The sequence below is a fragment of the Niabella sp. CPT15-335-S11 genome (assembly GCF_058792415.1).
In genome coordinates, this window is record NZ_JBYTEI010000002.1 from 726,355 (window position 1) to 744,971 (window position 18,617).

Annotated in this window: 12 protein-coding genes; all 12 read right to left on the reverse strand. The window is 46.1% G+C overall.

All coding sequences use genetic code 11. The features are described from left to right. Window positions 1-92 precede the first annotated feature (92 nt). Window positions 93-785, reverse strand: coding sequence for a basic secretory protein-like protein (locus tag AC3WS5_RS09550; protein WP_492467080.1), 693 nt, complete (start codon window positions 783-785; stop codon window positions 93-95). An 18-nt stretch (window positions 786-803) separates the two neighbouring features. Continuing rightward, window positions 804-2,225: a glycoside hydrolase family 125 protein gene (locus tag AC3WS5_RS09555; RefSeq protein WP_492467081.1), complete on the reverse strand. Its 1,422-nt coding sequence runs from the start codon at window positions 2,223-2,225 to the stop codon at window positions 804-806. 254 nt (window positions 2,226-2,479) lie between these two features. Beyond that, window positions 2,480-3,574 carry a glycoside hydrolase family 76 protein gene (locus tag AC3WS5_RS09560; RefSeq protein ID WP_492467082.1) on the reverse strand — a complete coding sequence of 365 codons (1,095 nt, stop codon included), beginning with the start codon at window positions 3,572-3,574 and terminating at the stop codon, window positions 2,480-2,482. Window positions 3,575-4,059: 485 nt separating this feature from the next. Continuing rightward, a complete protein-coding gene (locus AC3WS5_RS09565; protein ID WP_492467084.1) occupies window positions 4,060-6,219 on the reverse strand; it encodes a hypothetical protein in 2,160 nt (719 codons plus the stop codon). A 61-nt stretch (window positions 6,220-6,280) separates the two neighbouring features. Next, complete coding sequence (locus AC3WS5_RS09570; RefSeq protein WP_492467086.1) at window positions 6,281-7,087, reverse strand: DUF3823 domain-containing protein; 807 nt, start codon at window positions 7,085-7,087, stop codon at window positions 6,281-6,283. 28 nt (window positions 7,088-7,115) lie between these two features. Then, complete coding sequence (locus AC3WS5_RS09575; RefSeq protein WP_492467087.1) at window positions 7,116-9,158, reverse strand: RagB/SusD family nutrient uptake outer membrane protein; 2,043 nt, start codon at window positions 9,156-9,158, stop codon at window positions 7,116-7,118. Window positions 9,159-9,170: 12 nt separating this feature from the next. Next, window positions 9,171-12,533: a SusC/RagA family TonB-linked outer membrane protein gene (locus tag AC3WS5_RS09580; RefSeq protein WP_492467088.1), complete on the reverse strand. Its 3,363-nt coding sequence runs from the start codon at window positions 12,531-12,533 to the stop codon at window positions 9,171-9,173. Between the two features lie 216 nt (window positions 12,534-12,749). Next, window positions 12,750-13,826, reverse strand: coding sequence for a FecR family protein (locus AC3WS5_RS09585; RefSeq protein ID WP_492467089.1), 1,077 nt, complete (start codon window positions 13,824-13,826; stop codon window positions 12,750-12,752). A gap of 56 nt (window positions 13,827-13,882) precedes the next feature. After that, window positions 13,883-14,410, reverse strand: coding sequence for an RNA polymerase sigma factor (locus tag AC3WS5_RS09590; RefSeq protein WP_492467090.1), 528 nt, complete (start codon window positions 14,408-14,410; stop codon window positions 13,883-13,885). A 180-nt stretch (window positions 14,411-14,590) separates the two neighbouring features. Beyond that, window positions 14,591-14,788 (reverse strand): hypothetical protein, encoded by a 198-nt coding sequence (locus tag AC3WS5_RS09595; protein ID WP_492467092.1) that lies wholly within the window; start codon window positions 14,786-14,788, stop codon window positions 14,591-14,593. A 38-nt stretch (window positions 14,789-14,826) separates the two neighbouring features. Then, complete coding sequence (locus AC3WS5_RS09600; RefSeq protein WP_492467093.1) at window positions 14,827-17,433, reverse strand: GH116 family glycosyl hydrolase; 2,607 nt, start codon at window positions 17,431-17,433, stop codon at window positions 14,827-14,829. Window positions 17,434-17,467: 34 nt separating this feature from the next. Next, a complete protein-coding gene (locus AC3WS5_RS09605; protein WP_492467094.1) occupies window positions 17,468-18,595 on the reverse strand; it encodes a GTP-binding protein in 1,128 nt (375 codons plus the stop codon). Between the last annotated feature and the right edge of the window lie 22 nt (window positions 18,596-18,617).

Genomic DNA, 18,617 nt, shown 5'->3' on the forward strand with positions numbered 1-18,617 from the left:
ATATATTTACAATAAATCATGTAATAGTTTATCCGGGAGCAGAGATTACCCGACCGGCGTGGTCAATTTTCCGGGCGGAACAAAACCGAATCTCAGATGCCGGGATCATGCTTATAATCCTCCCAGAGCTCATCCAGTGTTTTACCCGTAAGGTTCTTCCAATCAGCCGGACTGTAACTGTGATCCCTCAGGTTTGCATCAATGGCTTTGATGGTCCCCGGCTTCACCCTTGCTTCAATCCATTTGAAGAAGCGGGCCGTCACCCTATAACTATCTGTATACTTATGCTTCGTCGTATCCAGATTAGGAAGGCTCCACCCGGCCCCTGCATTATCTACACCGTATTTATCCCGCACATAGTCGGCAATTCCTTCAGTCACCCACCAGGGGCCTACACTGTTTCCGTAGCCTTGCACGATGTGCATCACTTCGTGTGTAACCACGTCGATGTCACCCGGGTGCTGCCTGAACCAACCCGGATTATAGACCACTCGCCCGGCGCTCGTCGCAGCAACGCCTTTGTAGGCCGTATCAATTTTAAATACGACCTCTTTGGCTGTCTGCGGGTTGAAGTCTTTCGCCAGTTTTGGATAAACGATGAAAAAGGTTTCCACAAGTCTGGATTTGATCTTCGGATCAAAAGTAGGATCGTTGCTTTCGAATAAAAGCGTATATCCTGCCTGTTCAAATTTTGTGCCTGCCCCGTCTGGAGTTTTAGACGTTGAAAGAGGTTTGCTACAGGACGTCAGTGAACCAACAAGTAGCAGCGAAAAAATCAGCTTCATTTTATTCACTATTATAATTTACACCAAGAGGTGAGGTTTTTCGTTATACGTCTTCCAGAGCAGCTCACCGAACAGTGTGTTGGTCCAGGCAAACCATTTACGCGTAAACTTCTCAGGATTGTCTTTATTAAAAGATTCATGCATGAAACCGGTTCCACCATGCGTTTTCCGGAGTGTATCGATACAAGTCCTGATTTCGCTTTCATCCCTGGAAGTAAACGCTTTCATGATGATACTCATCGGCCAAATCATATCCAGGCCGATATGTGGTCCCCCGATTCCTTCGGCTGCTTTTCCCCTGAAAAAGAATGGATTTTCGGTTGACCATACATATTTCCGGGTATTCTGATAGATGGGGTCGTTCTGGTTTATTGTTCCCAGGTAAGGCATCGCCAGCAGGCTTGGCACATTGGCATCATCCATCAGAACATGACTGCCATAACCATTTATTTCAAAGGCGAATATCCTGCCGAATTGCGGATGCGAAGTAATGGCAAATTTAGCAAGGGCTGCACTGACATCCGCGGCCAGCGCGTTCAGCTCGTTCGCGAGTTTTGTGTCGTGGTGAATCTTGCTAACCATTTCAGCCGCCTGTTTCAGGCTGGCAACAGCAAAGAAGTTAGAAGGAATCAGGTAAGCAAAAATGGTGGCATCATCGCTGGGTCTGAACATGGAGCAGATCAGACCATTCGGTTTAACCGGATAGCCATATCCGCCCATCGGGATTCCATCGGTAGCCCAGGCGGTCTTACGCTGGAATTTGTACGGCCCATGGTCCGTCTTGCGTTGCTGTTCTTTAAAAGTCTTCAACGTCAATGCCACAGCTTCTTTCCACTGTGCATCAAACGGCGATGTGTCACCGGTTACCTTCCAGAATCTGTAAGCCAGGCGGATCGGGTAACACAGGGAGTCGATTTCCCATTTCCGCTCATGAATGCCCGGCTTCATATCGGTAATATCAGTCTCCTTCCATTCACTAATCTTCGAATCATCGTTATAAAACGCGTTAGCGTAGGGGTCTTTCAAAATAAAATGCACCTGTTTATTGATTACACCGATCAATAACTTGTGCAGCGCCCGATCCTTTTGTGCAAATTGTAAATAAGGAAATACCTGTGCTGAACTATCCCTCAACCACATGGCATCAATGTCGCCGGTTATCACGTAGGTATCTGGCCTGCCATTTTTTTCCTCGTAGAAGACCGTTGTGTCCAGGGTATTTGGAAAACAGTTATTAAACAACCATCCCAGCTCTTTATTGCGCACCCTCGACTGGAAGGTTTTAATGGCGGCATCAACGGTAACGCTCCTGAAATTACGCTTGCCTTCAGCCATTCTGACAACAGGAAAATCCTGAACCGGGGACGCGATTGAAAATTTTCCTGCAGCCAGTCCTGCTCCCAGAATCCCTGCTTGTTGAATAAAAGTTTTTCTTTTCATCAGTTTATTTTTTAATCTTTTTGATGGTCAGAGAATTCAGCGCATTAATCCCTGCTGCACCGGTCCCAGATTAATGAGAAAAATACATCGCTTCGCTCAAATCCACTGAATTATTTTTAAAATACGTAACCAATATACGTTCCGGTCGCCTTCAACCAATCCGTCAGGCATGACATCAGTTCCCCAAACATCGTCCGAAAATTTCTTTATTGTTCAACTCCGTGACCCCGGTCATCAATGCTTTCAAGCAAGGTTTAATTTCCAGGTATCATCCCTTTCTTTTGCATAAAAGCAAATCTTGCCAGAATCTCCAGCATACCTCCCTGCCCCACGAGGTTCTGTTCCTTCTTCACACCCATCAACCCCCGCTCATTTTTATCAGTCGTAAGTGCATGGTCCAGCGCTATTCTGAAAGCTGATATCATCGTTGGATCCTGATCGTATTTCAACAGATGCTGATAAGCACGGAGTAAAACAGCATTGAACCAATAATTATCTGTAAACGATCCGTTCCCATAAAAATATTTAGCGGATGCTTTTCCGATTCTTACGGCTTCTGTCAGGTATTTTTTATCACCCGTAATTTCAAAAAGATAAAGGTTCGATTGCATCATCGTCCCGCTGTTGTAGGAATAGATTCGTTTATCGGCCAATCCTGTTTTCAGCTTAAGATTATCCAGGTACAACCCTTCCGGCGTCAGCAGGTGTTTATTGACCCAGTTATATAGAAGTATAGCCGTATCCAGGTAAGGTTTCTCGCGGGTTGCCTGATATAACCGAAGGGCCAGAATTATACCAGGTCCATTCGAACAAGTATTTTTTGTGCTAAAGTCCCTTTCTTTCCAGTATAATCCCCCGCCGGAAGCCGTATCAAATCCGGTCATCATGAACCGATAAATCTCTTTCCCCGTGTCCATCCATTGTTTCTTTCCGGTGGCTTTCCAGGCGTCCATTGCTGTAATACCGATCCATTGATTATCATCATAGAACCGCTCACCACCCCCAAACTCTTCACTGTAAGACGCGTATCCGGGCGCAGGAGGTTGGTTATTGTGATATTTATTTATGATCCGGAAAATATTTTCAAATGTGTTGAACTTGCCAGTCAGCCTCCCCATTTCATGGGTAGCTTCGAACATCGCACACAGGGGCCACAGGTAGGATACTTTTTTCTGCGGCGCATTAGCCAGTCCCATTTCCCGGTAATAATTCGTTCTTTTTAGATAAAAATACTTCTCAATCCGGTTGTCCAATTCGTTCATTTCCCGGGAATAGTCCTGATGTTGCGCGTTGGCAATGGAAATAAAACTCAGGAGGAAGGCAAAAAAATTAATAGTTCTTTGTTTCACAATCAATCACACTTTTATTTCATTCAGATTTGGGTTTGATAGTAGTATCCTCGAAGCAGTTCCCTTTCTGCGTGCGAATGTCATAACTGGCTGCAGGGCGACTTATCAAAGGCAATCACCCGAATCTTCGTTTCTCACAAACCGTTGTCGGGCAAAGATTACCGCTATCATACATACATAGCTTACAACAATTTGCGACTGCCTTTAAACTACTGCAAAACCCCCGTTAAACCATTCAAATCCGGGAAAGGCGAAAATACTAATTAACTAATTACAACCCAATTTAAGACGAATGGATTTGCCTAACCGCACATCATTTTTATATAAGCGGCCATCTAAGTGTACATTTTGTGTCTTGCCGCTTCTCCAACCGGTCAATTCGGAGTGGAGTACGTTACCCACTCGGTTAATTTTACCGCAATGACCTCGCCTCCTGTGATCTGACGTTCAGCAAAGCGATGATCTCCCGGCAATCCTTTTAACGATCACCATTGTATACGCACATCAACGCCCTCGCTAAAATTTTCAAACTGGAGATTCAGCGTTCCTGTGCCTGCATTCCATTCATTTTTCAGGACAGGCAGATTCGCACCACCTTTTGATGCCCTGACCTCTTTTGGTTTCGCGGGCAACTTGATCCGCATGGCGTTGTGGGTCCCGGATGGGCTTTTCAACACGAAGCTGTAAGTCGTGCCCCGGACTTTTTCATCATATGCCCTACCAGCCGCCGCCAGGATTTGCGGGCGGTTACCATTCACTTTCTTCAAATCAAATAAAAAGGTCTGGGTGCCGGGTTCGACAACTTTCTCACGCAACACCGGTAGTTCGGGATCAAACAGATCGATGAAAGGCCCACGGAGTTTTAACGATTGCCCGTTTGCAAATTCGTCCATCACCGCGGCAATCAGATATGGACCTCTTTCCAGGGTGAAGTTATTCTTGAAGATGAGAGGGCCTGCTTTCGCATATTGCTGGTAGGCTGTTTTTACATTATTCAGAAATCGTATATCTCCTTCCGTCTCCATAACAATTTCTTTTGGATCCTCCCTTACAATGCACACCCATCCTTTCCCTGACTTATTAAAGCCATTACCAGGTTCTGCGCTGATGCCAAGTTTTTTAAACAGATCTTCCGAAGGCGCCTTAAACCTCAGGCCCTTTGTGTTCCACCACTCCCGCACCGACTGGAACGGATCATCATCCCTGCCATAATAGAGCAGGACACCTCCTTTTTTTACCCAGTCACTGATCGCTGCATGATAACTTTCTGATAAAGGTTTCATATTTGCATAGCTCATCACCAGTACCCTGATATGCCTCAGCGTGTTAGGATGTTCCAGGTTTTCCATGTGTACGGTCTCTACAGGGACGCCCTGCTTCAACAAAGGCATGGCCATACCGTAGAAATTCGACAATTGCGGATCCTCATAGCCTTTATGGGTTGGGAAGCGCTGAAACATCATTGAGTTCGAGACCAGCACGCCGATACCCTGGCTGCCATTGAGTTTGTTTGATGACCAGGGCATTTCATTCAATGCGTTAACCATCACCTGCATCTGTGTGGCATAGGCTGGAGAAATGGAATGGCGGACGGTATCGTTTTCCAGTTTGAATTTTCCCAGGTAGATCCTGTTAGGCCAGGGCATTACTTCGTAATGATCAACCGTCGGGTAAAGTAGTTTGGCAGTAAATGTCGCCTGGTAGTTTCTTTTATAATCGTCCCAGGTCCGCGGCCAGTCTTCAATCGGATCCGTCAGGAAGTACATTCGTTTTCCGGTAGGTGCCGTCATAGATACCATCGATCCGTATTCCAGGAATGCATTTTCAAACACCCTTTCTTTTCTGATTCCACGGTAATAAACCGGCTCTCGCGATGTGCCGGTCCAGACCTGTGCAATATATCCGTCCATGTCTTTGATGGACGCCAGACTGGCTTCGGGGCTCACAATACGCCAGGAGGAATAATTGATGAGTGAGTGTGTGGGTACATAACATTTGACATCCCTGCCGATACTCTTTGCATATGATTTGGCATATGCGAATACATCTTTCAGCGCATTCAGGTAAAGGTGATACTTTAGCTTGGAGGACAGGTAAGTGGCTTCCGGTGATTCGTGTTGCGGACGCCAGGGTTCGTGGTAATATTTCTGCCATTCGTTTTTGAAAGCATCACTGTATCCCGCCCTTGCCCAAAACTCAGGTTCCTCGAGGTACACCGCGGTGACGCCTGCATCAATGGCTCTTTTTACATGCGTCTTTATATAATTGAGATAATTCTGTGTCGGCACGATATAGGGTACAAAACGCCCGTGCCAGATGGTATCGCCGTTTTGCTGAACCTGTCCCTCGTCCCAGTGCGTTTTACCATCAAACTTACCGGTGAAATAATCCTGGTATTGACCCCAGGCAATGCCGGTCATAAACTGCACGTTATAACCCTTATCCCGCCATCCTTTCACCCGATCTTCAAATTTTCCGCCTGCATCGTTTACACCATAGACCATAACGATATCGGACCTCACATCATAAGCGGGGTTGAAAGGCGCGGCAATTTGAAAGGAGGTTTTCTCCCGCACAACTGACTGCGCGAAGCAAAAGGCGAACAGATGTACTGCAGCGACTGTCAGAACTAATCTTGCTCTCATAATTAAAATAATGGAGGCTGTCAACTTACAGTTGAAGCAGCCTCCAGAGGTTTAAAGTTGCTTAAGGCACATCTACTCTGATCGCCTCATTATAATTCCAGCGCCTGATACCTTCGGTGGCGTAGTTTATACGTGCCGCGGCGCGGATAAACACGGTTCTCCCCGATTGGATGGTACCGTTATGGGTTACTTCGATGGTCGTGCCCAGAAGAGGCTCAAACGAATCACCTCCGTACTCGTAGGCTTTTCTACGATTATCATTGTATGTCGCGCGATACCCGACATAGGGGCTTTCGCTCACCATAAACTGAATATCCGTCACATTCAGAAAATCATCGTGATAATTACCCATAGGTTCAATTTTTGCACGGAAATCGGCACGGCTTGTTGCACGGGTAACTTTTACCTTGGCTGTAATCTTTCCATCCTTTACCGTTGGGGTACCAACCCATTCCACTTTCAGGAACGGTTGAACTTTGAAGTCAACTTCAGTAACACCGTTGATCTCTACGTTCTTCGTTTCATTCGCAATGGTATCACCGTTTGATCCCAGCCGGAGTAAGGGGATAAAGGCACCGTCAACCCTGACGTTATACTGTCCCTTGAACACTTTTGTATTTTGATAGAGACCCTCTTTCATACACCAAAAATCAAAGTTATCAGGCGTAGGGGTTTCTTTCCAGCTCAACTCTCTTAACCTGATCCGGGTACCCTCGCTACCCTGGTCGGTCAATACCGGCTGACCAGTCACAACGTCCAGGATCTTACCTCTGATTGTTTCTTTTGGCTCCGCATAATTATCCGGCTTGCAGGAACCTATCGCCAAAACAAATACAAAGGCCATTATATAATAAACTGTTTTTTTCATAACATATTCTTTTTGCGTTATATCAAAATTATCTGCCAGGTTGTTGATCTATGACAGGGCTCTTGGATACCTGATCGCCAGGTACCATGAAGTAATATTCAGGGTAGGTCATGCGAAACCGTATTCTGAACGTCTCAGGTCCCGGATCAAAGAAATACTTGTTGGCAGAAGTTGAATAAAACGGATATAGCCCGCTGTAATTGGTACCATCTTCCTGCGTTTGCCCGTTTATCTTTTGAGTAGTCTGTATTCTCCACCTTCTTTCGTCCCAAAGTATCTTATGTTCAAATGCCAGTTCTTTGATTCTTTCTTTCCGGATCAACTGAAGCCCGCTCTGACCGCCGATATCACCAGGCCCGCCGAGTGGGTCTGCCCCAGCCCTCTCACGGATTTGCCGGACAGCTTCATAAGCTACTCCAAGAAGATTTTGTCCGTCAGGAGAAGCCTGACCTGCCAGTTGAAGTTCGGCTGCGGCTTCCGCCAGATTCAGAACCACCTCTCCCATCCGCATAAGAATGAAAGATTGTTCTGAGCGCGCTTCCAATACTAATGATTGCGGCATATTCGGGTTCAGCCATTTCCGGATCGTAAATCCCGTCATAGCGCAGGTTGCATCGTTCGTAAACGGTCCGCTTCTTCCGGAGGCGCTAATCTTAGAACCATTAGGCAGTGTAATGATATCGTCACCCTGCTGAGAAGAAACGAATAATACTTTGGAACTAAATGCACCTATACCGCGGTAGGCGTCAGTTTCAGTATATTTCACCGGGCCGGCAAGTGAATAATCCACTCTTCCGTTCAGTGTTCTGAGAGGAGCAATACCGCCACTTGCATCTCCGGTGTAAACGCCGGCTCTGATATCAATCGCTTCCCCTTTGAAAGTCTCGCCCGGAAGGATCACAAACGCCTTTAACCTGGGCTCCGCGTCCTTAAAGAAATCAGTTATCTTATCATACATTACATACTTACCATTGGCATCAAAGGTTTTAATCGTACCGTCGGGATTCTTTGGAATACCATCAAATAATGAAACGTATTCCAGTGTAGGACAGTTCCCTGAAGAGTATCCATTTCCTCCCATTAATTGCCTGGGTATATTGTAAGAATCGAATCCATGGGCGAGGTCAGGATACTTGTAGTCCTTTACGAAAATATTCTCCGGACTTGACGCGTCAAAATACATGTCAACCATATTCTGCATTTGAGCTTCCTTATCCCCTGCCGACCATTTTTTCTTGTACAGGCTATATTTCCCGGACTTAACGATGGCCATTGCAGCGCTATAAGACTGTGCAAAATACTTGGCGGATGCTGCTGCTGCGGTCGCAGGATCAAACCCAATGACGCGTACTTTGGTTTTTTGTCCAAACCCGGTAAGCGTATTATATTTTGCGATGCTCCCCGCATACAAAGCCGCTTCCGATTTGAAAGCCAACGCAACATATTTATTCACCATACCACGTTGCGGGCTATTTTCTGAGAGGAGTGCAATGGAACTATCCATATCAGCCAAAGCCTGGTTCCAGGTAGCTTCCTCGGTTGCCCGGGGCGTTTCCAATTGCTGCGCCGATTGCTCCGGATACTTTAATACTGATTTGACAATAGGCGCTCCACCCCAGCGTTTGGCGTATGCATAGTAAACATAGCCTCTGGCAAAATATCCTTCCCCCAGAAATTGTTTATAGTCTGTTTCTGTGAAATTAGCTTTGTATTTTGGGAGAATTTCAATCATACGGTTGATATCGCGCAATAGTCCAAAACCGTTTACCCAGAGATTCCAGTTAGCCTCACCGGTCATAGCAAAACTCCTGTCACGTCCTATTGAAGTACCTTCGTTTACTCCCGGGCAGACCAGCCAGTCATGGAAAAAACCACCACCCGGAGAATATTTAAAATCCTCATAGGGCATCTGACTGTAAACCCGCGAAAGATATACCATCGCTCCTTTGCTCGATCCAAACAGATCGGCATCCTGTACCACGTTTTTTGGTGGCACATCCAGGTAATGTTTGCAGGATACTGCAAACAACCCGGCCACAATTAAAATAAATAAGTTATATCTACGTTTCATATTATTAAAATTTTAGAATCTTACATTAATACCAAGGGAGACTGATTTGTTCAGCGGATAGATATATCCCCACAAGTCATTATTGTGCTCCGGATCAATGTATTTTACCTTGGTGAAGGTGACAAGATTATATGCACTGGCGTAAACACGAACACCGCCGATACCTATTCGCTTTATGATTGCAGAAGGTATGGAATAACCAAGCTCCACATTCTTCAATCGAAGGTAGGCGGCGTTTACCGTGTTGAAAGTAGACCAATACTCAGGTCTTGACCCTGTGTATGCATAGGTCCCCTGCTCCCAGGCAGTTTTCGTAGAGTAAGGATCAGCAGTCGGATCGGTAGGATGCCACCGGCTCGTAAACTGATCCAGAATTCCCGAATATCCACCTCCCCATAGAGGATCCTGTATCTTTTCTCCGTAAGAGGTAGTAGCCATTGCCTGACCCTGAAACAGGAAGGATACGTCGAATCCTTTATACTGGGCATCTCCCGACAAGCTGAAATTCATCCATGGGTTCTGGTTAAATCTTAAAGGATGAAAATCATTACCGTTGATTTCTCCATCTCCGTTCCAGTCTACATATTTATAATCTCCGGGAAGCGTACCCGCATCGGTATAGGTCTTGCTATTCCAAATGTCGTTCCAGCTCTGATACTGGCCTGCTCCGTCCAATAAAGAGGATACTCCCTGTAACCTGTCGTTCTGATTGTTTTTCCAGTTACTCCAGGAACTGCCGATGGGGCCTCGTTCCACATATAACCTCTTAACTCTTACCAGCGATACCATTCCCTTCAAACCATAAGCCAGATCTCCAATGCGGTTTCTGTGTGATAATTGCAACTCATACCCGTAGGTAAGATCACTGTTGATATTTTCTTCGGGGAGACCTGCACCAACTACGGTAGGTATCCCTCCATAACGTCTCGCCAGCAGCCCATCCCTCTTCCTCGAAAAATATTCGGCTGTTACTCCTAACAGGCCGTTCCATGCCGAAAAGTCAAATCCCGCGTTGAAAGTCCGGGCCGTAAACCAGGTGATCTGGGGGTTTGGAATTCCTTTATTATCGGCGCTTGCCAGAAAACTATTGCCGAATACATAGCCTGAAGTAAACCATCTCCTATCAGAGCCACCTGTAGGGTAATTATATCCGGAAATAAACTGATAGGATGAAGCTCCGTCATCTCCAACCAGACCGTAAGAAGCTCTAAGCTTAAGCTGATCCACGGAAGGAAGTGCATCCTTGAAAAACTTCTCTTCTGAGATCCGCCAGGCTGCCGCAACTGAAGGGAAATAACCCCACTGATGTCCGGAAGCAAATTTGGAAGATCCATCGTACCTGAAACTATAATCTAACAGGTATCTAGAGGCATAATCATAGTGAAAAGTCCCGACTAACCCCAGGTTGGTCATTTCATATATATCGTTTGGATTCATGCTGCCAATCTGTCCCTCAGCCACACCCGCAAATAAGTAAGGAATGGGAAGAATCAAATTTCGCTTTGCATTAAAATTATCCGCCCATCTTTTCTGGGTCTCCCAAACGAGCAGTCCGGAAACATTATGCACGCCGAATCGTTTATCATAACCAATTGTACTTTGAGACAGCAACTGGTTTCTGGTAACCATCCCCCGTTCTGCCTGACTCGGTGAATTCAGCGAAAATCCCTGATAGGCCTTAGACGCTTCATCGTATTTATAAACCTGATACTCTCTACCATACCTGCTGAAGTCCCACATGTTCCAGTCGTAGGAAACCATTTCCTGAAGGTACAGGCCTTTCACAAGCGGAAAATCGTACCTTAATTTAGCAGCAGGCTGAATCCATTTTCTCATATATTTCCGGTTGCCCACCACATTTCCATTTATATACGCCACGGGATTATCCCCGTCATTTCTATCGTTATAGTTTAGCTTCGTCGGATCATTGTTGGCGTACGCAGGAAAGAACGGCCCCACTTTCCAAAATCCGCGAATGATCCACCAACTGTCTACATCCGAACGATTTTGTTCGTCTGTAATAAAATTCATCAATACCTCTGCCTTCAGGTGGTCTGTAATATTCGCCGTGATTGTTGAACGGATATTATATTTTTTATAATTCAGGTCATCAGTCTTGAAGAAACTCCCCTGATACTCATATCCCGCCCCAAAATAGTATTTCAGCTTGTCGGTACCACCGGTGGCGCTGACATTATGAATGGTCTGGGGACCATAGGCTTTAAACACGAGATCTTTCCAGTCTGTGCTCGTTTTTTTGCCTGATTTGTACTCATTGATCTGATCATCGCTGAACACATGTGTCTGACCCTGGAGACGGTGCATCGACGCTTCATTCCTCAGGATCATGTTATCCACGGCGTCAACTGTTCCCGGCAACCCGGAGGGGAACTGGAACATGTAGGAACCGCTGTAGGATAGTTCACTTTTTCCTGCCCGGCCCCTCTTCGTCGTCACCAATACTACCCCGTTAGCAGCCCGGACTCCATATACTGCCGCGGTAGCATCTTTAAGTATCGAAATATTATCAATATCATTAGGGTCCAGGCGCTGAAGGGCCTCATTGTCTCTCGGGACCCCATCAATGACGATCAGTGGACTACCCATTGCCCTGATATCCATCTGAACGCTAAAAGACCCGGGCTCAGATGAACGTTGCGTGACGCGTAATCCCGGCAGGCGACCCGTAAGCATATTCTGAACGTTCTCATTCTTGGTTGCGATAATTTCATCCCCCTTAACATCGGAAACCGCGCCGGTCAGGTTTGCTCTCTTTTGCGTGGTGTACCCCACCACTACAACTTCATCCATGGACCCACTCACTTTCTGCAACACAACCTGCAGGTTGGTAGAATTAGCAGGTATAATCATCTCCCGAGAGTTGAAACCCGTAGAGGAAAATACCAGCACGGCCGTTCTGTCGGTTACATTTATATTAAAATGACCTCCTTCGTTGCTGGTCGTTCCGTTGGTTGTACCTTTTTCAATAATACTGACCCCCACCAGCGGAACACCTTCGGCGTCAGTCACGATACCCGAAATGGGTAAAATCACCGCCTCACGTTTGTTGGTACTTTTTGAAACCGGGGTTATAATAATGTTCCGTTTTTTTACAATTTGCCAATCTACCGGCACTCCTTCAAAAACTTTCTTCATCACTTCGTTAATATCGGCATTAACGACGCGGATGGAGATAACTTTCTCAACCGGCAACAGGTCATTGCGGTAGCTAAACCGATAGCTGGTCTGTGATTCGATTTTCTTCAGAATATCCAGAATTGTGATATTCTTATCATTAAGATTGAGCCTGGCCTGACCATAATTGGTGGCCGAAATTTGCAGCGTAATAAGTAGTAAAAAAGCCGAAATTTTCATTATGCGAAGCATTTTTGTCAAAGGCACAAGATTCCCTTTGCCCTTCCTGGCATTTTTTTTCATACATTTGTATTGAGTTTTATTTAATAATTCACATCTGGCAATGCCTGAAATGTGATTGAACTTAAGGAGGATGTGACAGCATTCTCCTTTTAATTTTTAAATAATTTTCAGGTATACATTTTCAAATAAATTTAAATCGTTAAACAATCATTTTTATTCAATAATTACTTCATTATTTTGGATCGAATAATTAATCTTCCCCGACAACTTCAGGATCTGTAACACCTCCGTCAGTTCGTAGTCCTCCACATGTAACGTATAACGAAACTTCATGGTAGCCGGGCGTTTGAACCGGAACTGAACATTGAACTGACGCTCCAATTCTCCGGTGATTTCTGACAGCGGCCTGTTGATGAAGACCAGCTTGTTCGTCGTCCAGGAAGTCTCAGCAACCGAACTATCCCGCTCCATCGTTACATTCGTAAGAACCGGTTTCTCTTCACTTGGATTCGCCACCTTACGGCTCGGCACCAACTGCAGTTCCGCACTTGGAATCACCAGCTTCTGAGACGGCTTCATAATTATTTTTTTCCCCGGCTGATCCCGGAAGGTTACTTCCACCTTTCCTTTTATCAGGGAGGTTTCCATATATCTCTCCCCCGGATAATTCCGCACGTTGAGCACCGTACCCAGGACCCGAATATTAGCTTTCCCGGCGTGTATCACAAATGGCCTTTTTTTATTGTGAACGACGTCAAAAAAAGCTTCTCCCGTCAGTTTGACTTCTCTTAGTCTTCCCGTAAACTCAGGATCATAGTCGAGCCGGCTATCAGCATTCAGCACAACAGCAGTACCGTCGGGTAACCTGAAAGTCTTTTTGGAACCCTTTAGCGTGACATAGGTCGCCTTTTCTGCAATCTCCTGCTCCGGTTTCTCGAATTGATTGAAATAAGTCCTGAAAATCCAAACACCCAGCAAACAGGCTGCAAGTCCCAGACCGGTCCCGAGCCATATAACCCGCCTCCGAAATCTTTTCTTTGCCTGAGTTTTATCTATCTGAAATTCCGGAAGCAATTTCTTCTTCACATAATGCGCAGCATAGGCCTGCCTTACCGTATCGGCGTCATAGTCAGGTTTCGCAGGTAAATGGACTATTTCCTGAAACAATGAGTCCAGTTCAGGATGTTGCTCGCGGAGTTTATTGAAAACAGTAGCTTCCTCAGGCTTAATTGTGCCTGACAGTTGCAATCCTAAAAGATCATAAAACAGATTTTCAGTCCTTTTGTCCATGTCTCTATATCATTAGAGACTCAGAAACGGATACAATGGGTGAAAAATTTCAAAAATTATTTGATTTTGCTCTCCTCAAGAGCGGCACGGACATGATTCATGGCAATTCGAAGGTGCGTCTTCACTGTGTTCATCGAAACACCCAGGATTTCTGACACTTCGCGGTAAGAAAATGAATCATCTTTAATCAGCCTGAAAACCAGGCGACATTTAGGAGGCAGCGAGGATATCGCCTCTTCAATCTTTTTTTGCAGTTCAGTATATTCAACACGATCGGAAGCGCTGGTTACATTTTCTGGGATCTCATCGTCATCCGTTATGGGTATAGTGACCAGCTTCGACCTGGAAATATAGGTAAGCGTTGCATTCCGTATCGAACGGTATAGGTAGAATTTAATATTCTCTATCGTCCCAAGCCTGGGACCCATCAGCCAAACCTTGATCATTAGATCCGACACCAATTCCTCCGCGGTCTCAGCATCTTTGAGAAGCGCGTAAGCCAAACGATGCAGCGGCGTGTAAAAATGGAAAAATAGTTCTTTGTAGGCCTGCTCATCACGGGCATACGCTATTCGCTTCTGCAAAAAAATCAAGTTTTTCTCGCTTGACATTCGATCTAAGCCTATTTGGTTACTTAACTGAAATCAGGAAACCCGGTGTTTCCTGATTTCCTGGATTAGGTGATGCTAAACTACAACAAAACCTTAACAATTTCAAAACATACCAAAAAAACTCACGTTTTTTGCAAACACGCGTACTTCAGCTTATCGTCGGATCAGCATAATCCAGTCAAATACCAGCCCCGGATTCCCTGCATTTGAACGGAAGAGAATGTAATCAGGAATGAAATGATCTGTTACTTCCGTTTCCCCGATTAAAATATTTTCTTCCTTATTGCCCTCCTGCATGGTGACCGGCGGCCAATCCCTGACCACCACGGGGTCCGCAATTCTGATGTCCATATTTGAAAATTTGGCGCCCCGCCGAACCTAAACCTGCATCATGCGAGTTTGACCGCATCGACCGGAATGTTTCCGTGAGCTACTTTCACCTCAACCTTTTTCCCTTTTAAGGCGACGGTCCCAAACCCCGATGCCGTAGAAAGGAAGCACGTAAAATCACCGATCCTCGAATCCACATACAATGTCTTCTCTACCGCGTCATATCTCAAACCCGTTAGTCCCTGTATCAGTCCGAAACTGGACATTGCCCGTGCATACCAGTGCCCACATTCGTATTCATTGAAAGGGTTCCGTACCTTCCCGTCATATCTGCTGCGGCAGGTCTTCACAATTTCAAGCCCCTCTTTTACCTTACCCATCATCATCAGGTGGGATGCAACCTGGTATTCGATCCCGGTCCAGACCTCATTACTATAAACAAAAGGCAGCGAAAGTTTTCCTCCTTTTGGCCAGGTGCATAACAAAAGGCCGCCTTCATGACCCAGCGCATAGGCCGGTCTTTGCGGATTCACATGATTCTTCAGGTTACGCTTAAAATTATATTTGTGTACGGAGACCAGGTGGCTGGCAACTTTGGAACGGTCAGCAGGATCTGTAAGACCACAAACTGCGGCCATCCAACTGCCTAAGACTCCATCCGACAGGCAACCCTTCCCATACTGGTACTTGGGGCCCTCCTTTTTCAGGACGTCTATGGCTTCTTTCGAATAGTTGCCTCCAAATGACTGGGCAGATGCCGGACTTTGCGCTCTTAATCCCTCCCACTGTATTTGCTGATAGAAGTATTCGCCGTTGAAAAGATTTTGTTCGAGAATAGTTTTCCCTTTTTTAAGCAGTGACCGGTAAGCGGAGACGTCTTCTTTCAAAAAGTCGCCCATCGCAATGATAGCCTGCAAAGCTCCCAGGTAAAATGTTGTGCACATCGGGTCCGGCCCCCAGAATTCAATATCATAGGTATTGTGGTGCGGCTCTTCCAAGACTCCTTTTCGTGTTGGATCCCATGTTTCAATACAATAATCCAGACTTCGCTTCGCCAGCGGATATATTTTTTCAAGCCACTTACTGTTTCCGCTGATCCGCCAGTCGCGGTGGGCTTTCATGATTCCGCCCAACTGACCATCCGCCGCAGCGTGAAAATCATGTTTGACCGGACTGATGGGTATATTCGCCCTGAATGTTTGATGGCCCTTCAGGCTCTGATCCTCACAGAACTCGGTGTTGCGCAAACCCATTTCCAGGCGCGGAAAGAGATGGCAAATGGCCTGCGCGTAATTCCACACATGGGTACAGGTACCGTGACAACAACCGCTATCATCGCCGCAACCCTCCCAGGCCCACAGTCTTCCATCATATTGACGCAAGACTGTAGGTGACTTGAGAATAGTCAGATTTGCAGCCACTGCTTCCAAAACCTCGGACGGCAGGGTGCTGCTGTAGAATGAATCTTTAAAGGAGACAGACTTTCGCCTAAGTTCTTCATAGTTTCTTTTCCAATAGTCTGTAACCGACAGAATATTGTTGAACTTTGATGCGTACCAGGGCTTATATGAAGGGCCGGTAAATTTTTCGTATTCCTGCAAACCTGCATCGACGGGTGTGATACAACATGCACCATCGTGACAACCCTCTTTACCATCGGGTCCTTTATCCTGGATTCGAAGATCAGATTCGGGCACGTACCAGGACATCATCACCCTGATCGTCTTTTGGGCGCCGGGCGCCAATCGTAAAGGAACAAATAAGGAAGCACCGGGCGCATCACGATCCACGGGTGCGTTGTTATTCATCTTCCCCTCTTCGATGGTGTTCCATATCATCGTCACCGGGTCGAACCAACCTCCCCGGAACCAGCAATAATCAATCACGGGTTGCTGATCTGCCGCGGTGAAGATCGCAAAATCGGTTTTTGTAAAAGGCTTGTCCTTTCCAGCTTCCTGTGACAAGATGAATCCGTTGTCCAGTTTTCGGATGGCGGACGATTCGCCTCTTGCCACAAAATTCCTGGCGTTGTAGGAGAACACTGCTTCCACTGTTTTGGAAGAAGGATTGATAAAATGATATTCCAGTGCACCTGCCGGCAGCCCTGAATTATCTTCGTCACCGGGTATAAAAGGGCTCCAGCCGGTAATCTCTACTTTTAACGGGACATCGCTGTCCTCCAGTTTCACCGTACCAAAAGGGAACCTGGACAAAAATGAGGCACGGTCAAATCGTGGCAACCCAAAATTGGCTCCACTGGCGCCGTTGCCGGTACCCCGCTGTCCGAATACTTTCCATTCGGGCACCGGACCTTCCAAAACTTTCGCGACAGGTTTCGGAGCTTTCACTGAAATAGCAGCGAAAATATTGGGTTCAAAGAATACTTCCGGTCGGTTGTTGATAGACATATGAGAAATAGCGCCGGTTCCTTCCAGGCAAAACATTCCCGCACCCAGACCACCAATAGGAAAAGCCACACGATTTAAAAATTCATCTTTGTACAAGCCATTAAAACCCCGAATTACCTTCGGCCCTGATTTGCCAGTCACAGACGCGACTGAAGCCGTGTTATGTGCAGGAGTCGATGCAGAGGTAATGCCCGTCGTAACAGCAGCAGCTCCACCTAAGGCCATTTTCTTGATGAACGATCTCCTGTCTTTGCTCATATACAATTCGTTTAATATTTTAAAAACAAAAAGATTACGCCACTACATCTTTATATCGGTGCACAGGTTTCGGATAACCGGGATGTATTGAATGGTTTTTTTTTATTTCATAGAACATATCACTGGTTACTGTTTCAGCCAGTGCTTCAAAGGTAACAGCGCTCAACGTGGCCGGCTCAAGCTCCACACGTGCATTGACCGTCATTTGGGCAATATTCCCAGAGCCCGCTTTATTTCTGTACTGAACGTCATCGTTGTTGCCGATCAGGTTTCCAACCGAAAATTGGTCATTTGCAGACTCCATCAATATTTTGATATGCCCGGTCTTGGCATTTCTTTGATTCAATCGTGTGATAAGCTGGCTGAAATAAGATCTTAGAAAAACGTCCCAGTCTACCTGCCTACCATGCAATATGATAGATGCATTCAACCAGCCAAGAGCCGCTTCACCAGTGGCATAGAGGTCGTAATCAACTTCGGCGATCCTTCCTCCGGCCTGAAGGCTCAGGGCTTTAGAACCAGGCTTGTCTGATATATAATTGAGCCAGTCTAACACTCCTTTGTCGCTGTTTGCACTGATACCAAATACTTTCCGGCCGGGAAATGAAACTTCCAGCAACTGATAAAGTAACTTCAACCGGCTTGGCAAAAGTGTATCAATTTTGGAAATCAGGATCACGTCTGCCTCTTCCAGTTGCTTACGATAAATGTAGGCTGCACCGGGGTGCAAACCGGCATTATCTCCGTTCAAAATATCCATCAGCATGGCAGGATCCGCCAGCACAGAGAGGGGCGATAAATTGATCCTGAGATCAGTCTCTTTTTTCAAGGGTTGAAAAACCGTGGCAGAAAGATCGGTGCAGCTACCCACAGGTTCAGCGATTACGAAATCGAAATGCCTGTCTGCATTGACCAAATCCTTGATAGTTGCCAAAAAACTTTCGAAGCGACAACAAAAACAGCCGTCACTGATCTCTCTGACCGTTGCTTTCGTTTTTGATAGCAGCTTTGTGTCCACAAGCTCTTCGCCCTGGTCATTGGTAATCAGGGCCGTACTCTTCCCATTTTTCGTCATCAAATGCGAAAGGTAATGAAGCAGGGTTGTCTTCCCCGCTCCTAAGAATCCGCCGATAATGATCAGTCTGGTTTTTGTCTCATCCATAACTGTCGGTTTCCGGAATCAC